Source organism: Streptococcus pseudopneumoniae, from assembly GCF_001070815.1.
GTDB classification, from domain to species: Bacteria; Bacillota; Bacilli; order Lactobacillales; family Streptococcaceae; genus Streptococcus; species Streptococcus pseudopneumoniae_P.
Genome location: NZ_JVLX01000036.1, coordinates 86,100 through 102,070, shown reverse-complemented (window position 1 = coordinate 102,070; position 15,971 = coordinate 86,100). Strand labels below are relative to the sequence as shown.

Here is a 15,971-nt window from a genome sequence, read left to right as displayed (position 1 = left end):
TCATACTTTGTTTTATATATAAAATACGAAGGAGCAGGGTTTGCCATTTCCTATTTTCTCTTTTTGGATAAAATGTAACCTACCATGGCATTTCCACGGTAGGTGTTACTTATATCAATAATCGTTCTAAAAATGGTTTAATACAGTTGATAAGTATTCCTTCTATCCAGCTTTCTTGTGCTGAGGATAGATGATCTGCCTGGAGGCTTTCTTTTAGAAAATCTCGAACTTGTTCTGGTGCGATTTCAAACTCAAAGGCTTTCATTTTATAGAAAAAGTCGAGAAGATGGTCTGACAGATATTCAGTTGAAAATGGCACTTCTCCACTTTTTCGATATTCTAATAAGAGTCGAGCAAAGCGGGATTTTTCGTCAGGAAGCTCACGAAAATAGGAATTGAGAAGCCAGGTCTGCTTCTGCTTTCTTTCAATTGGATTCTGACTAGCAATTCGTTGGTCTTTTTCCAGCTCTTTTTGGTATTGTTTGGCCTTGATAGTACGTTCTGTTCGATTTTTACCAAAAAGGATTTTCTCCCACTTGCGTTCTACTTGAGTTAGGGTTTCTGTAAAGCCAAAGTAGTCTTGATAGGCACGCTCTGCTGGTCCCATGGCTAGGACCAGATTGTCTGCATATTGCTTGGCGATTTTATCCCTCTTCTTGCGCTCTTTCTCTGCCTGGATACGGAGTTCTTGTTCGTAGTCAATTTTCTCCTTGCCTAGCTTGACAAGGTAGAGTTGATCATCCGGTTTTCCAAGTAAAAAGGGCTTAATGCATTTTTCAAGGACTTCTTCCATGCGAGCCTTCTTCTTTGGCTCAGCCTTGGTCCAATTTCCTCCTTGAAAGACTTCTAGGAAGAGTTGGTAGTCTCTCTCAGGTGCGAACTGATTGCCACGATTAGGCTTGAAAACGCCTTTTTCCCAGAGCCATTTTAGAAGTCGCTCGTCAAAGTCACTTTTATTGACCTTGATTTTTTCCTTTTTCTGGGCTTTTCTGGTAAGATTTTCAACCTTTCTGAGTAATTTTTCTTCCTCTTCTAGTTGCTGGTCAAGGGACAATCGATGAAAATGACGAACACAATCGCTGCCGATTGGAAAGAGGCGTTGGCCTGTGACACCGTTAAAGAGTTCGTAGGCGTATTTGATAGCATTCCCACAAACACAATTGCTACGGCCGATACCATTAAAAATCAAGGAAACTTCATTCCATTCCTTGGTAGCCTGTTCCCAAGTATCGGCTTTTGAAGCCTGTAAAACCGCATCGTGCAGGGATTTTCTAACTGGAAGTGTCATGAGGTCTCCTTTCTAGATTATACTTTTACAACTTGAACCTCGTCTTTACCGAGTAAAATCAAGTATTTTTCAATATTTTCAATCAAATAGGCTCGTGATAAAGCCTCTCCATAAAGGGCTAATTGACCACGATAGCGGTCTATGAGTTGACTTGGCTCGTCATAGCGGTCTGTCTTGTAGTCGAAAAGAACGATACGATCCTCATAAAGCAGATAGCCGTCCAAGATTCCACGGACAACGAAGTCTTCCTGACTCTTTTGATCTCGTTTGAGCATGGAGAAAGGTTGCTCGCGATAAAGATGGTCTGTATTAGCAAGAATTTCTTGACCAAGTGCTGTGTCAAAGAATGAAAGAATTTTAGCAAGATTGATCTTGTCTCTGACAGCTGGGCTGGTTTGAACTTGTTTGAGAGTTTCTGTCAGGCTAGCAAGGGTTGGTCGCTGACTTAGGTCAATTCTCTGCATGAGTTCGTGGGTAGCACTACCAATCTCAGCTCCTGTTACCTTTTCTTTGGTTGAAAAATCTGGTAACTCAAAGCTAATTTTCTTGTCTACTGACTGGCCTTGACCTGCAATCTCGACACCTTCCATATCCATAACTGGTTCATAGAATTTCTTGATTTGACTTGGGGTTTGAACACTAGGAAGCTCAATGGCTGCGCGGTGAAGAGTATTATAAACTTCCACCTCTTTCAGCATTTCCAGAGCTTCTTTGATGGTTTCAGACTGGCGGTTGTCTGCTTGAGAGCTATCTTGTAGAGGGCTCTTGTTTTCCAACTCTCCGATAGCTTCTCTAGTCAGCTGATCTTCACCAACAAAACGATAGCTAAAGTTGAGATGATCCTTGGCAAACACTTTAATGATAGCCCAAATCCAATCTTGGAAATTCTTGGCTTGAAGTCTAGTGTTGCTATTTAGTTTTCCATTTTTAGCTGCTGGGTATTCCTTGGCTTCCAGCTTTTCACGAGAACCCTTACCGATAAGATAGAGCTTTTTCTCAGCCCGTGTCATAGCAACATACAGCAGACGCATCTGCTCTGAATAGCTTGCCAGCTGTAATTCCTCTTCGTTCTGCCTATAGGTCAAGCTAGGAATGGAGAGTTTGATGGTTTTAGGATAGTGATCTTCCACTGCTCCTGTCTCCATTTTGGCAATATATTTGACACCTAGACCGTTTTTACGACTGAGAATGACCTCTGACATGCTGTCTTGCTTGTTGAAATCTTGATCCATATTGAGGATAAAGACGTAAGGAAACTCTAGCCCTTTACTTTTGTGGATGGTCATGAGCTCTACTGCATCTTTTGGCGGTGCGACAGCCACGCTTGCCAAATCGTGCTGAGCTTCTAAAACTTGGTTAATCATACCAATAAAACGCGACAAGCCTTTGAAATTGCTCTTTTCAAATTGATCAGCACGTAGAGCTAGTGCATAGAGATTAGCCTGTCTAGCAAGACCATTTGGTAAAGCCCCCACATAATCATAATAAAAACGGTCGTTATAAATCTTCCAAATCAAGTCATATAGGGAGTGGGTTTTGGCATACAGGCGCCAAGAAACCAAGATATCCATGAATTGCTTTAGTTTCTCAGCTAGAGCTGAGTGAATCAAGACTTTTTGGCTACTTACCATTTTTTGTGCATTGACCAGTTTCTCATAGAGATTTTCTTGGACTTTATCCTCCGCTTTCTGAAGAGATAAACGTGCTAACTCGTCCTCATCAAAGCCAAACATTGGAGACTTCATAAGGGCAACCAAGGCATAGTCTTGCAGGGGATTATGAATGACACGAAGAGTGTCTAGCATGACTTGCACTTCTAGGGATTGGAGATAATTGTTTTGCTCTCCGTCGGTTTTAACAGGAATCCCGTACTCAGACAGGGCGAGAAGAATCTGGTCATTACGACTGCGGCTGGAGGTCAGAAGGGCGATTTCTTTAAAGGCAACACCTTGTTCCTGATGAAGTTTAAGGATTTCCTTGATAACTAAGCGCATTTCACCAGTTAATTTCGTTTCTGCTTGGCTCTCTTCTTCCTGACCTGTATCGTCCTTGTCATAGAGGAGAAATTCTGCCTTGTTGTCTGGATTGGGAGTCAGTTTACTATTGGCAAAAACAAGCTGGTGCATACTATCATAGTTGATTTCGCCGACTTCTTGGTCCATAAGGCGTGAAAAAACATCATTAGTTGCTGACAGCACTTCTGAACTACTACGGAAATTTTCCTTGAGGAGAATGAGCCTTCCTTCTTGGGGATTTTGCGCATAGCGTTGGAATTTTTCATTGAAAATCTGGGGATCTGCCTGACGGAAACGGTAGATGGACTGCTTGATATCCCCCACCATAAAGCGATTGTGACCATTCGACAGCAATTCCAACATCCGTTCTTGAATGTGGTTGGTATCCTGATACTCATCGACCATGACTTCGTGGAAGCGAGCCTGATAAGCCTCACGAACTTGCGGGAAATTTTCTAAAATCTCAATGGTGTAATGGCTGATATCAGCGAATTCAAAGGCATTTTCCTGACGTTTACGCTGACGATAAGCCTCCACAAAATCACTCATGAAGGTTTGGAAGGTCTTAGCTAGTTCCCAGATGTCTTGATGATAACGTTCTTGATAGTCGAGAATGGTTATCTGGTCTGACAGTTGTCCTAGTTTAGCAAACTGGGTCTTTCTCTCTTCGTTGTAGGCATCGGCCAGTGGTTTCAAATCAGCCTTACGACTCGCATTTGTCAGAGCCCGACCATTTTTCTCTTTCGAAATGGCGACAACACGCGCAAGCACTGCCTGATAAGCCTGACTATCGGACTCCTGATTTAGGGAGCCAATTTCATCCAGAACCAACTGAACATTTTCTAGATAGGGAGCTTTTGGAAACTCCTTGGCATCGTTATCCAGATGATAACGGAAAAAGCTTTCCAAATCCCAAAGGGCTTGCTGGATTTGTTGGGTCAGTTTTTCTTTTTCACAAGTAAAATCAGCTGTTTCAAAGCCTTTGAGGAAAGATTCACTCAGCCATTTCTGAGGATTGCTGGTGGATTGGAGGAAGTCATAGATTTTGTAGACCTGCTGGCGCAGACCACGTTCATCCTTGCCACGCCCTGCAAAATTTTTCAGCAAATGACTAAAGGTCTCTTTCTGTTTACCTTGGTAATGGGCTTCAAAGACCTCATGAAAGACTTCGGTTTTTAGAAGGAGTTGCTCGCTCTGGTTTTGTAAAATATGGAAATTAGGAGCAACATCAAGTAGATAACCGTGTTTGCTAAGGAACTTTTGTGTAAATGAGTCCATGGTACCGATGGCAGCGTTGGGTAGGTCTGCCAACTGGCGACCCAAGTGTTGTTTGAGGTCAACATCGCTACTTTCTTGGATTTGTTGGCTTATTTTTTTCTCCAAACGTTCTTTAAGCTCTGTGGCAGCCTTAACGGTAAAGGTTGAGATAAAGAGTTGACTGATTTCCACTCCACGCGCTAATTGATCTAGAATGCGCTCTGCCATGACAAAAGTCTTCCCAGAACCAGCCGATGCTGAAACGAGGATATTCTGACCAGAAGTGTAGATGGCTTCAATTTGCTCGGCAGTTTTCTTTTGTTCCTTGCTCGAATTTGCTTCTGCGTCTTGCAATTTTTGAATTTCCTTCTCAGTTAAAAAGGGAATAGGCTTCATCGATTCAACTCCTCTCTTATTTTTTCAAACCAAGCTTGCTTGAGTTTTTCTCCGACCAGACGCTTGCCATCAGTTAAGTCCAACTTTTCTAGGAAACGGGCTTGCCCCAAATGGTAATTGGCTTCAAATCCTGTGATGGCTTGATGTTGCTGAACATACGGTGCAATACTTCTGCCATTTTCAGTATAAGGGTTAATGGCGAACTGACCTTCTAAAATCTTCTCAGCAGCTTTCTTGTAAAGATGGGCATTGTAGTCCAGTAGGAGCTGGAATTCCTCCTCCGTCAGCTGATTGGCTTTATTTTTATTGTAAAATTCACCCAAATGACTGCTTTCTTTTTCTAAAAAGAGGCCTTGGTATTTCATTGACTTGCTAGCTTCTACTACTGCACCTGCCAGACTTTTAACGGACATCAAAGATTGGACAGGCTCAGCCATTTCCAAGTACATGGCACCAAAAAAGTTCTGCTCCCCTTCTCTTTTTAAGGCAGCTAGATAAGTTGGCAACTGAGAATTGAGGCCATTAAAGAAATGAGGAAACTGGAACTGGGTCAGACTGGATTTGTAGTCTACTACTCCTATCGATCCATCAGCTTTCAAACGGTCAATTCGGTCCACCTTGCCTCGTACAAAGACACTGCGCCCATTGTCCAATTGAATAAAGGCCTGCTCTTTTCCACCAAAATTTGCTTCTTCTTTGATGGTTTCGATGGCTGGATTGTGTCGGAGAATATGTCCAGTTGTCCGCGCCACATCAAGCAGAACTTCCTTGGTAAACTGGGCTTCCAAACTTTCCTGATAAATAGCCTCAAATTCGCGTTCTTGACTGGTTTCTTGGATAGCTTGTTCTAGACGGTGGTCAAAGGAATCTTCATCAGGCAACTGCAAGGCACGTTCAAAGATACGGTGCAAGAAATTTCCGTGACTGCGGGCATCAGGACGTAGGCGCAATTCCTCCTGCAAGCCTAACACGTAGCGGAGGAAATAACTGTATTCATTGCGGTAAAACTCCGTCAAACCAGAGGTAGACAGGTAAAATTCCTGTTCAGCAGGATAGAGAGCCTGTAAGGTGTCCTTTGCTAAGGGTTTACTGCTTGGGCTGGTTGGGAGGGCTGGATTTTCCAGACCTTGCTGTTCTAGTTTTTTACCCATCACACGCGCCAGAGCCTTGACAAAGGTCAAATCTTGCTCAGTCTCACTCATCTCGCCCTGCTGGTGATAGGCAACCAGACTAGACAAAAGACTATGATAGGACCCAATATTTTCCTTAGACAGCCCTTTGTGATTCATCCTCTTCTCTTTCCGACTAAATCCAAAATGGACCAACTCTTGAAGATAGGCAGATTCCTTACTTTCACTTTCGTTAAAAAGGCTTGGAGCCGACAAGACCAACTGCTTACGAGCAGAATTGACCAAGGAAAGCATAGTATAGCGATTTTTCTTGAGATTTTCACTGCTGGCAATCAGCAATTGTGCCCCTTCCTCCGTCGCTTGGTTTAAGCTTTGTCTTTCTTCATCTGTCAAAATACTGGTATTTTGCGCAATTTTTGGTAAATTGTCCTGAGTCAGCCCAATGGCATAGACAAAGTCAGCAGTCAGAGGGGCAATCAAATCATAGCTCTGTACCAGAACGGTATCTACTGTTGCTGGAATGGTGCGATACTGAGATAGGCTCATTCCAGAATGAAGCAAGGCAAGAAAGTCCTCTAGACTAACTGATGAACCAGCAAAAACAGTCGCAAATTGTTCTAAAACATGGCAGAATGCCTTCCAAACTTCAGTCTGTCTTTCCTGCTCTAGGGTTTTCATGGTAGCTGTTAAATCTTGTAACTGCTTGGTCACCTCTCCTTCTTTTAGAAAGCTATTCCATTTTTGTAGGAGATTTTCAGCCTTTTGTTTTCGACTGGCAAAGAGGGTTTCAAGAGGTGTTAAAATACGCAGACGAAGAGCATTTAAACGTTCCAAATTAAATTTTCCATGGTGGGATTTGGTAAAGGTTTGCTGAAAGGCTGGTAAGCCATTGATACCAAGATAGCGGATATATTGCTCAAAAGCATCAATATCAGCCTGATTAAGATCGGTATATAGACCTGTTCTAAGAAGGTTTATCAAATCCTCCTGACGGAAACGATAGCGTTTTAAAGCTAAAATAGACTCGACAAACTGAGTTAAAGGGTGGTGCGCCATGGATTCGCTTCTACCAAGATAGAAAGGAATCTGATACTGGTCAAAAATGGTTTTGAGAGATAACTGGTAAGAAGCTACATCCCCCAAGAGAATACGAAAATGCTTGTAGCTCAGGTCTGGATTTGCATGTAATCGCTGACGAATACTCCGAGCCACCAGCTCCAGCTCTTCCTTTTGTGTCAAACAAGACCAGATTTGCAGGTTTTCACGGTCCTTCTCATCGATCTCCAAAGTGAGGTCTGAAAAGTCATAAGAAGACTCCAGCAAACGAGAGGCCTTGTCAAAACTATCCATCTTTTCATGAGTTTGAGAACAATCCAGAGCAGGAGTTTGGTATTTAGAGGCTAGATGATGGAGAAACTCCACACTGGCTTGGTAGAGATTGCCTTCGCTAAAAGCGCTAGTATAGGCTTTCTTACTAGCATAGGCTCCAATGACAATCTCAACACCCTTACCATGAAGTAGGTCCACAATTCGCTCTTCCTCAGCAGAAAAACGGGTAAATCCATCAATAATCAAGGCTATTTGAGTAAAATCACTACTTACCTTGTCATTCTCAATAGCCTCAATCAAATGGGATAACTGACTTCCCTGAGCCAACTGACCTTGATTGAGGTAGGCCGTTACCTTCTCAAAAATCAAGACTAAATCGGCCCTCTTGTCCTCATCCGTCAAACTCTCCAAGTCCAAAAAAGTCATCTGAGCTTTGGTCATCTCGTGGTACAATTCAATCAACTGCTGGATAAATTGAGGATCCTGCTTGATAGCTCCATAAACACGTAAGTCCCTGGGATCAAGTTCGGTGAGGCATTTGTAAAAGGCCATCCCAAGACCGATGTCATCTAGACTAGTCTTGGCAGGCAAGTCATTCAAAATCAGGTAACGAGCCATTTGAGCAAAGCGCGTGACGGTAATCGCAAAAGAAGCCTGCTGGGACAAGCATTCCAGCACGGCGCGTTCCTTTTCAAATGAAAGAGAGTTGGGGGCGATGTAGAAGACTCGCTTGCCAGCAGCAACTAGCTCCTCCGACTCTCTAGTTAGAATTTCTGTCAAAGAAGTCCGAATATCAGTATAAAGTAATTTCATCTCTGCCTCGTTGGAATTTTTCATTACCTTTTATTATACCATGATTGGCCCGAAGATTCCTCCTCCTTTCCTCCAAAATATGCTATAATAATACCAAAAGAAAAAGAAGGAAGACCTATGATTAAACTACTAGCCTTGGATATGGACGGAACCCTCCTCAATGAAGCCAAGGAAATCCCACAAGCTCACATTACTGCTATTCACCAAGCTATTGAAAAAGGTGTCAAACTGGTTCTCTGTACAGGTCGCCCGCTTTTCGGTGTCCTCCCCTACTACAAAAAATTGGGACTCGACCTCCAGAATGAGTATGTCATTGTCAATAACGGTTGTTCAACTCACCAGACAAGTGACTGGGGACTAGTTGACTGGCAAGAACTTAGTCCAGCAGACATCGAATATCTCTATGACCTAGCTGAAAAAAGTGATGTTCAGTTGACTCTTTTTGATGAGGAGCATTATTTTGTCCTCGGTGGTAAGCCTAATGAAATTGTTCAAAATGATGCCAAGCTGGTCTTTTCAGACCTGACTGAAATTTCTCTTGAGGAAGCGACTAGTGGCAAGTACCGTATGTTTCAAGGGATGTTTTTGGGGACAGATAGCCAAACGGACGATTTTGAGCAGCGTTTTGCTGAGGAACTCTGTCAACGATTTAGTGGAGTTCGTTCACAGCCTGTCATTTATGAAGCCATGCCACTTGGTACGACAAAGGCTACCGCTCTTTCTCGACTAGCAGAGATTTTGAATATCGAGCCATCAGAAATTATGGCTATGGGCGATGCCAATAATGATATCGAAATGCTCCAGTTTGCAGGACTTGGCATTGCTATGGGAAATGCCAGTGATTATGTCAAATCTCTTGCGGATGCCGTTACAGCAAGCAACGAAGAAGACGGCGTTGCGCGTGCTATTGAGAAATATATTTTATAAAAAGAAAAGCAAATAGGCAGAGGTTACTGCTATTTGCTTTTTTTATCATGACAGTCGTCAGATATTCTAAAATTTGTAAATATAGGTTTGCTTGCTAGTCCGTAATCCATTGATACATTTCGGGTCTTCTATCTCGAAATAAGCCCCAGTTTAGGCGTTCGCTTGCTCCCTTATCTAGGTCATAAGTTGCTAACAGAACAGCTTCTTCTTGTCTTTCAGCTCGTTCTAGAATAGCTCCTGTTTCATCCGTCATAAAGGATGAACCGTAGAAGTCAAGACTGGAACTCTGTCCACCATTTTCCTCACTTGGAGTGACTTCCTCTAATCCATAACGATTGGCTGCAATAACTGGGACAATATTTGCTGCTGCGTGGCCTTGCATGGTACGTTGCCAATGGCCACAACTATCTGTATCCAAAATCGGCTCTGAACCAATGGCTGTAGGATAAAAGAGCAATTCAGCACCATTTAACGCAAGACAGCGCGCTGTTTCAGGGAACCATTGATCCCAACAGATACCGATACCAATCTTGGCATAGCGAGTATCCCAGACCTTGAAACCAGTGTTACCGGGCGTAAAATAAAACTTTTCTTGATAATAATGATCATCTGGTATATGGGTCTTTCGGTAAACGCCTAGCACTTCCCCATCTGCATCAATGACAGCAATAGAGTTATATAAGACATTGCCATCTTTTTCATAGAAACTGATCGGTAAAACGACCTTTAGCTCCTTGGCAATGGTTTTAAAATGCTGAATAGCTGTATTGTCTGTCACCGACTGGGCATGCTGGTAGTAGTCATACTGACGTTCCTGACAAAAGTATGGACGTTCAAACAATTCGGGTAAAAGAATAATTTGTGCGCCTTGTTCTGCAGCCTGACGTACTAAACGCTCTGCGGTTTGGATATTTGTTGACACATCCTTAGCGCATTGCATCTGAATGGCTGCAACTCTTACATTTCTCATCTTTTTCTCCTATTCTGGGATTTGTTGGGTGATACAGTGGATATTGCCACCACCTAAAAGAATATCTCTGGCTGGTATTCCGACAACTTTACGGTCTGGAAAACACTTGCTGAGGATATCTAAGGCCACTTGGTCGTTTTTATCCTGAAACTGAGGAACTAGGACAGCCTGGTTGGCAATATAAAAGTTTACGTAGGAAGCTGCTAGTCGTTCACCTGCGTATCGCTCTTCTTCTCCTTCTTCATAGATGTAGCCTGGTAAATCCTCTTTGGTTACAACTTGATGAAGAGCTGGAATTGGAAGTTTATGAATGGTGAACTGACGACCTTTTGCATCTGTTTCCTTTTCTAAAAGCGCTAAATCAGCTGCTGACATGGCATATTGAGGATCGCTTTTGTCGTCTGTCCAAGCCAAAACAAGCTCAGCAGGACCAACAAAGGCAGCAACATTGTCAACGTGTTCATTGGTTTCGTCCTGATAAATACCATAAGGAAGCCAGATAACTTTTTCAGCTCCAAGGCACTCTAATAAGGTGGTTTCGATTTCTTCCTTACTAAGATGAGGATTGCGACCAGAACTAAGCAAGCAACTTTCAGTCACGAGAATGGTTCCTTGACCATCGCTATGTATCGCTCCGCCTTCCAGTACAAAAGGCTTGGCATCATAAACAGGCATTTCCAAGGTCTCAGCAAAACGACTGGCTACTTGGTCATCATCTTCATAATCTTGATAAAGACCATCAACAGCACCACCCCAAGCATTGAAAGACCAATCCACGGCTAATTTCTGGCCTTCATCATTGATAAGAATGGTCGGACCCGTATCACGCGCCCAGGCATCATTGGTGGGAATGTCTAGATAAATAACCTTGTCTCCAAGATAAGATTGGGCTTCAGCTAAGTAGTCTTGGCCAACCAAAAGATAGACTCTTTCCCCTTCTGCTATAGTCTTAATGATCTGGCTGAAAGCTCTTTTGGCAGCCTTTCCTTGAAAGGGCCATGAACCTGGTCGAGTTGGCCATATCATAAGGGTACCATGATGGGGCTCGTATTCTGCTGGCATGCGATAGCCTAATTTTTTGGGACTGTCCATCATGATAATCTCCCTTTAAAGTCTTGATAACCAAAAGATTTGACTAATCTGCAGTCACCCTGCTCATCCATGAGATAGAGACTTGGCAATCCAATACCATTAAAGGTATTATTTTTGACAAATGAGTAAATAGCCATATCTTCAAAATAAAGTCTATCACCGATTTGAACTGGATTTTCAAAGCTATAATCACCAATCACATCTCCTGTCAGACAGGTATTGGAAGAAAGTCTATAGGTATGGGCTTTTTCCTGAGCGGCAAATCCATTTCTCAAAGGTGGACGATAGGGCATCTCAAGTACATCAGGCATATGGCAGGTCGCAGAGGCGTCTAAAACCAAGATTTCCATACCGTTTTCGACAATATCCAATACTTCAGTTGCTAGATAACCTGCATTGAGCGCAATGGCTTCACCAGGCTCGATATAGATTTCAAGATTGTAAGTTTCTCGGATACGCTTGATCTCAGAAATCAGCAAATCTACATCATAGTCCTCTCTTGTGATGTGGTGTCCGCCCCCCATATTGAGCCATTTGACCTGATGCAAATAGGCTCCAAATTGCTCTTCTACTGCTTTCAAAGTTGTCTCTAAATCATCTGCTCCCTGCTCGCAAAGGGTGTGAAAATGAAGACCATCCACTAAATCCAACAAATCACTTGGTATCTTGTCTGAAGTTACGCCAAAGCGAGAGCCTGGAGCACAAGGGTCATAAAGCGCGTGATCACCCTGAGTTGAACATTGGGGATTGATACGGAGACCTATACTGATACCAGCCTCCCGACAACGAGCCCCATACTTACGCAATTGTCTCTCTGAGTTAAAGACGATATGATCCGTTATCTCCAGCAATTCCTCCAAGTCTGCATCCTTGAAAGCAGGCGCAAATACATGGACTTCTCCTGGAAATTCTTCCCTAGCTAGCTTAGCTTCATAGAGTCCACTAGCTGTCGTACCAGATAGATACTGGCTAATCAAGGGATAAGTTTTGTAAAGGGAATATGCCTTCTGGGCAAGCAAAACCTTACAGCCAGCTTCTTCTTGAACATATTGTAAAATGCGACAGTTGGCTTCTAACTTTGCTAAGTCAATGATGTAAGCTGGTGTTGGTACTTGTTCTAGCTTCATTAGTCCACCATTTGTGGATTTTCAACCACAACCCATGGCAAACCATACTCATTCAAAGCTTCCATAAATGGATCTGGATCCAATTCTTCAAGGTTGTAAACTCCAGCTTGTTTCCAAGTACCGTTCATAACCAATTTTGTCCCAATCATGGCTGGAACGCCAGTCGTGTAAGAAATTGCTTGTGAACCAACTTCTGCGTAACATTCCTGATGGTCGCAAACATTGTAGATGTAGATGGTCTTTTCAACGCCATCTTTGATACCTGTAAAGATACATCCAATATTGGTTTTACCTACAGTACGTGGGCCAAGGCTAGCAGGATCTGGAAGCAAGGCTTTCAAAAATTGGATTGGAACAATTTCTTGGCCATTAAAGTTAATGGTATCCGTACGAAGGAGTCCAACATTTTCAAGACATTTCATGTGCGTCAAGTAAGATTGACCAAAGGTCATAAAGAAACGAATACGTTTGACACCTGGAATGTTCTTAGCCAATGATTCGATTTCTTCATGGTGAAGGAGATACATGTCTTTTTGTCCAACTTGAGGGAAATCGTACTCGCGCTTGATAGACATTGCTTCCACTTCGACCCATTTTCCATCTTCCCAGTAAGAACCTGGCGCAGAAACCTCGCGTAGATTGATTTCTGGGTTAAAGTTTGTCGCAAATGGATAACCGTGGTCACCACCATTACAGTCTAAAATGTCGATATAGTGGATTTCATCAAAATAGTGTTTGAGGGCATAGGCTGAAAAGACACTAGTCACACCTGGGTCAAAACCTGAACCAAGAAGAGCGGTCAAGCCTGCTTCCTTGAATTTCTCCTGATAAGCCCATTGCCATGAGTAGTCAAAGTAGGCTGTAAAACCAAGTTCCTTGCAACGTTTCTCATAAATAGCACGCCATTCAGGGTCTTCTGTGTCTTCTGCTTCGTAGTTGGCTGTATCGATATAGTGAACACCTGTTGCCAAACAAGCGTCCATAATGGTTAAATCTTGATATGGTAAAGCTACGTTCAAAACAGCTTCTGGTTTGTAGCTTTCAATCAGGGCAATCACTTCTTCAACCTTGTCAGCATCAAGTGCGGCTGTTTCAATCTTTGTACTTGTTTTACCTTCTAGCTTCGCTTTCAAGTCATCACATTTTGACTTGGTACGGCTAGCAATCATAATCTCTGTAAAGGTTTCGCTATCTTGACAAATCTTTGAAATAGCAACTTGGGCAACGCCCCCACATCCAATAACTAATAAACGACTCATTTTCTTCCTTCCTCTTCTTCTAAAATGTCTTCTACATACTTAGGCAACATAAAGGCACCAATATGTAGGTTTGCAGTGTAGTATTCTGTGAAAAGCTGGCGTTTTTTCCAACCTTCCTTGTCAAAATCTTTGACAGGGTGGTATTTTTTCGATGCAAACCCAAATAACCAATAGCCTGCAGGACTGGTAGGGATATGTGCCTGATAAACTCGACTGATTGGGAAGGCTTGATTAACCTTGCGGTGCATGCTTCGGCAAGCTGACTCATCCTCGTCAAAGAAGGGGCTCCCATGCTGATAGATCATGATTCCGTCCTCTTTCAAGGCTCTGTAACTATTTCCGTAAAATTCCTTGGTAAAGAGACCTTCCGTATGTCCAAAGGGATCTGTCGCATCGTTGATGATAATATCGTAGTCATCTTCACAGTTTCGCAAAAAGCGTAGTCCATTTTGGTAGTAAATGGTAACACGTGGATCATCTAGCCCTGCAGCAAAATCTGGGAAATACTCACGACAGACTTCAACCAGCATCTCATCCGGTTCCACAATATCGATTTGTTCCAATTCTGGATACAGTGTCAAAACTTGGGCAACACCACCGTCGCCACCTCCAATAACCAAGACTTTCTTGGGATTTGGGTGGACAGCCATGGGAACGTGGACGGTCATTTCATTGTAAACAAAATCATCCGCATCTGAGAATAAAACATGCCCGTTTAAAATCAAAATCTTTCCAAAAGCTGGTGTATCCAAGACTTCGATATCCTGCCATTCACTTTTACCAGCGTAGAGTTGCTTGGCTGTTCTCAGGGACAATTTCACATCTGGAGTATGAACTTCAGAAAACCATAAATCCATCTAGTTCTCCTTTCTCTTAATGACGTTGATGTGATTGACCTCAGGATCTTCCGTCCCTTGGAGGGAGCAACCACGTTCCTTGGCAAATTGGATATAGTCTACAATTTCACGTATAATGCGTTCACCAGGAGCCAAGATAGGGATTCCTGGAGGGTAACACATAACAAATTCTCCACAGACTTGTCCAACAGAATCATCCAAGGTTAAACTTTTTCTTTCTGAATAGAAGGCTTCTTGTGGAGACAGCACTAACTCGGGCTGAATATATTCTCCAGCTATCAAGTCTTTTCCATCTCTCGAGTAAAGTCTCTTGATATCAGCCAAAGCACCGACCAAACGCTCGATGTCTTGGATACGATCACCAATCGAAATATAGGCCAAGATATTGCCAATATCACCAAACTCAATCTGAATGTCGTATTCGTCTCGTAGGAGGTCATAAACCTCGATACCTGTTAAACCAATACCCTGAGTGTAAACTGACAGCTTGGTCACGTCAAAATCGCAAACCGAAACACCGTCTATTAACTCTTTTGAGTAGGCATAGTATCCACCGATAGCATTGATTTCACGACGAGCATACTCTGATAACTCAATGACCTTCTCAAAAGACTCTTTACCACGAAGAGCCAAGTTGCGACGCGAAATATCCAGACTAGCCATCAACAAATAAGAGGCGGATGTTGACTGGGTAAGATTGATAATCTGACGTACGTATTCAGGATTCATCTGCTCCCCGATTAAAAGAAGCGAACTTTGGGTCAAACTTCCACCAGACTTATGCATGGAGACTGCTGCCATATCAGCACCTGCATCCATAGCAGAAATTGGAAGTTTATCTGTAAAATGCAAATGCGCTCCGTGGGCTTCATCTACTAAAACCATCATACCAGCTTCATGAGCCATTTTTGTCAATCCCCTTAGGTCTGAACAGATTCCGTAGTAAGTAGGATTGTTAATCAAAATGGCCTTGGCATCTGGATGGTCCTTTATGGCCTTGGCTACTCGATCATTTTCAAGACCTAAAGCGATACCAATTTTAGGATCTACACTCATCTCGATATAGATGGGAATGGCACCACATAGAACCAACGCATTAATAGCAGATTTATGGACATTACGTGGCAGAATAATCTTATCTCCAGCCTTGCAGGTTGACAGAATCATAGTCTGCACCGATGAAGTTGTTCCCCCAATCATGAGAAAGGCATGGGCTGCTCCAAAAGCATCAGCTGCCAGCTCCTCTGCATCCCGAATAATCGAAATGGGGTGACCAAGATTATCCAAGGGTTTCATCGAATTAACATCAATGCCTACACATTTTTCACCTAGCAGTTCGACAAGTTCTGGATTTCCCCGTCCACGCTTGTGACCTGGAACATCAAAGGGAACAATCCTTTTCTTGCGCAACTTCACCATGGCCTCATAAATTGGGGCTTGGTTTTGATCTAACTCTTTCAAGACATACTCCTTTACCGTATTTGTAGCGCCTCAAGAAGACGAAGGCGACT

The 15,971-nt window shown here is 42.9% G+C and carries 10 protein-coding genes; 1 reads left to right on the top strand and 9 read right to left on the bottom strand.

Features of this window, described 5'->3' with window-relative positions:
* Positions 1–109 precede the first annotated feature (109 nt).
* From ADG81_RS04320 to rexB, 3 genes are read right to left on the bottom strand one after another with little or no spacing between them, the layout of a single operon-like run.
* The gene (locus ADG81_RS04320) at positions 110–1,288 is read right to left on the bottom strand and encodes a hypothetical protein (RefSeq protein ID WP_049551011.1); all 1,179 of its coding nucleotides are present in this window, start codon (positions 1,286–1,288) and stop codon (positions 110–112) included.
* Positions 1,289–1,305: 17 nt separating this feature from the next.
* Complete coding sequence (addA, locus tag ADG81_RS04315; protein WP_049551010.1) at positions 1,306–4,956, bottom strand: helicase-exonuclease AddAB subunit AddA; 3,651 nt, start codon at positions 4,954–4,956, stop codon at positions 1,306–1,308.
* Positions 4,953–8,228, bottom strand: a complete 3,276-nt coding sequence (gene rexB, locus ADG81_RS04310; protein ID WP_049551017.1) for an ATP-dependent nuclease subunit B — start codon at positions 8,226–8,228, stop codon at positions 4,953–4,955. The genes addA and rexB overlap by 4 nt, the downstream gene beginning before the upstream one ends.
* Positions 8,229–8,345: 117 nt before the next feature.
* On the opposite strand from rexB, the gene ADG81_RS04305 reads away from it, so the two are divergent.
* Entirely contained in the window at positions 8,346–9,155 is an 810-nt protein-coding gene (locus ADG81_RS04305) for a Cof-type HAD-IIB family hydrolase (protein ID WP_049551009.1), read from the top strand.
* Positions 9,156–9,249: 94 nt separating this feature from the next.
* On the opposite strand, the gene aguB is transcribed toward ADG81_RS04305, so the two are convergent.
* The 6 genes from aguB to ADG81_RS04275 are packed head-to-tail and all read right to left on the bottom strand — an operon-like array spanning position 9,250 to position 15,921.
* The gene (gene aguB, locus ADG81_RS04300) at positions 9,250–10,125 is read right to left on the bottom strand and encodes an N-carbamoylputrescine amidase (RefSeq protein ID WP_049551008.1); all 876 of its coding nucleotides are present in this window, start codon (positions 10,123–10,125) and stop codon (positions 9,250–9,252) included.
* 9 nt (positions 10,126–10,134) lie between these two features.
* Complete coding sequence (gene aguA / locus ADG81_RS04295; RefSeq protein WP_000969480.1) at positions 10,135–11,220, bottom strand: agmatine deiminase; 1,086 nt, start codon at positions 11,218–11,220, stop codon at positions 10,135–10,137.
* The gene (nspC, locus tag ADG81_RS04290) at positions 11,217–12,344 is read right to left on the bottom strand and encodes a carboxynorspermidine decarboxylase (RefSeq protein WP_049551007.1); all 1,128 of its coding nucleotides are present in this window, start codon (positions 12,342–12,344) and stop codon (positions 11,217–11,219) included. Before nspC ends, aguA begins: the two co-directional genes overlap by 4 nt.
* Entirely contained in the window at positions 12,344–13,603 is a 1,260-nt protein-coding gene (locus tag ADG81_RS04285; protein WP_049551006.1) for a saccharopine dehydrogenase family protein, read from the bottom strand. The genes nspC and ADG81_RS04285 overlap by 1 nt, the downstream gene beginning before the upstream one ends.
* Entirely contained in the window at positions 13,600–14,460 is an 861-nt protein-coding gene (gene speE / locus ADG81_RS04280; RefSeq protein ID WP_049551005.1) for a polyamine aminopropyltransferase, read from the bottom strand. Before speE ends, ADG81_RS04285 begins: the two co-directional genes overlap by 4 nt.
* Complete coding sequence (locus ADG81_RS04275) at positions 14,461–15,921, bottom strand: aminotransferase class I/II-fold pyridoxal phosphate-dependent enzyme (protein ID WP_049515253.1); 1,461 nt, start codon at positions 15,919–15,921, stop codon at positions 14,461–14,463.
* Positions 15,922–15,971: the final 50 nt, after the last annotated feature.

Bases quoted from the DNA above. Each gene is read 5' to 3' on its own strand.
- ADG81_RS04320 (WP_049551011.1), bottom strand. From the start codon at position 1,288: ATGACACTTCCAGTTAGAAAATCCCTGCACGATGCGGTTTTACAGGCT.
- addA (WP_049551010.1), bottom strand. From the start codon at position 4,956: ATGAAGCCTATTCCCTTTTTAACTGAGAAGGAAATTCAAAAATTGCAA.
- rexB (WP_049551017.1), bottom strand. From the start codon at position 8,228: ATGAAATTACTTTATACTGATATTCGGACTTCTTTGACAGAAATTCTA.
- ADG81_RS04305 (WP_049551009.1), top strand. From the start codon at position 8,346: ATGATTAAACTACTAGCCTTGGATATGGACGGAACCCTCCTCAATGAA.
- aguB (WP_049551008.1), bottom strand. From the start codon at position 10,125: ATGAGAAATGTAAGAGTTGCAGCCATTCAGATGCAATGCGCTAAGGAT.
- aguA (WP_000969480.1), bottom strand. From the start codon at position 11,220: ATGATGGACAGTCCCAAAAAATTAGGCTATCGCATGCCAGCAGAATAC.
- nspC (WP_049551007.1), bottom strand. From the start codon at position 12,344: ATGAAGCTAGAACAAGTACCAACACCAGCTTACATCATTGACTTAGCA.
- ADG81_RS04285 (WP_049551006.1), bottom strand. From the start codon at position 13,603: ATGAGTCGTTTATTAGTTATTGGATGTGGGGGCGTTGCCCAAGTTGCT.
- speE (WP_049551005.1), bottom strand. From the start codon at position 14,460: ATGGATTTATGGTTTTCTGAAGTTCATACTCCAGATGTGAAATTGTCC.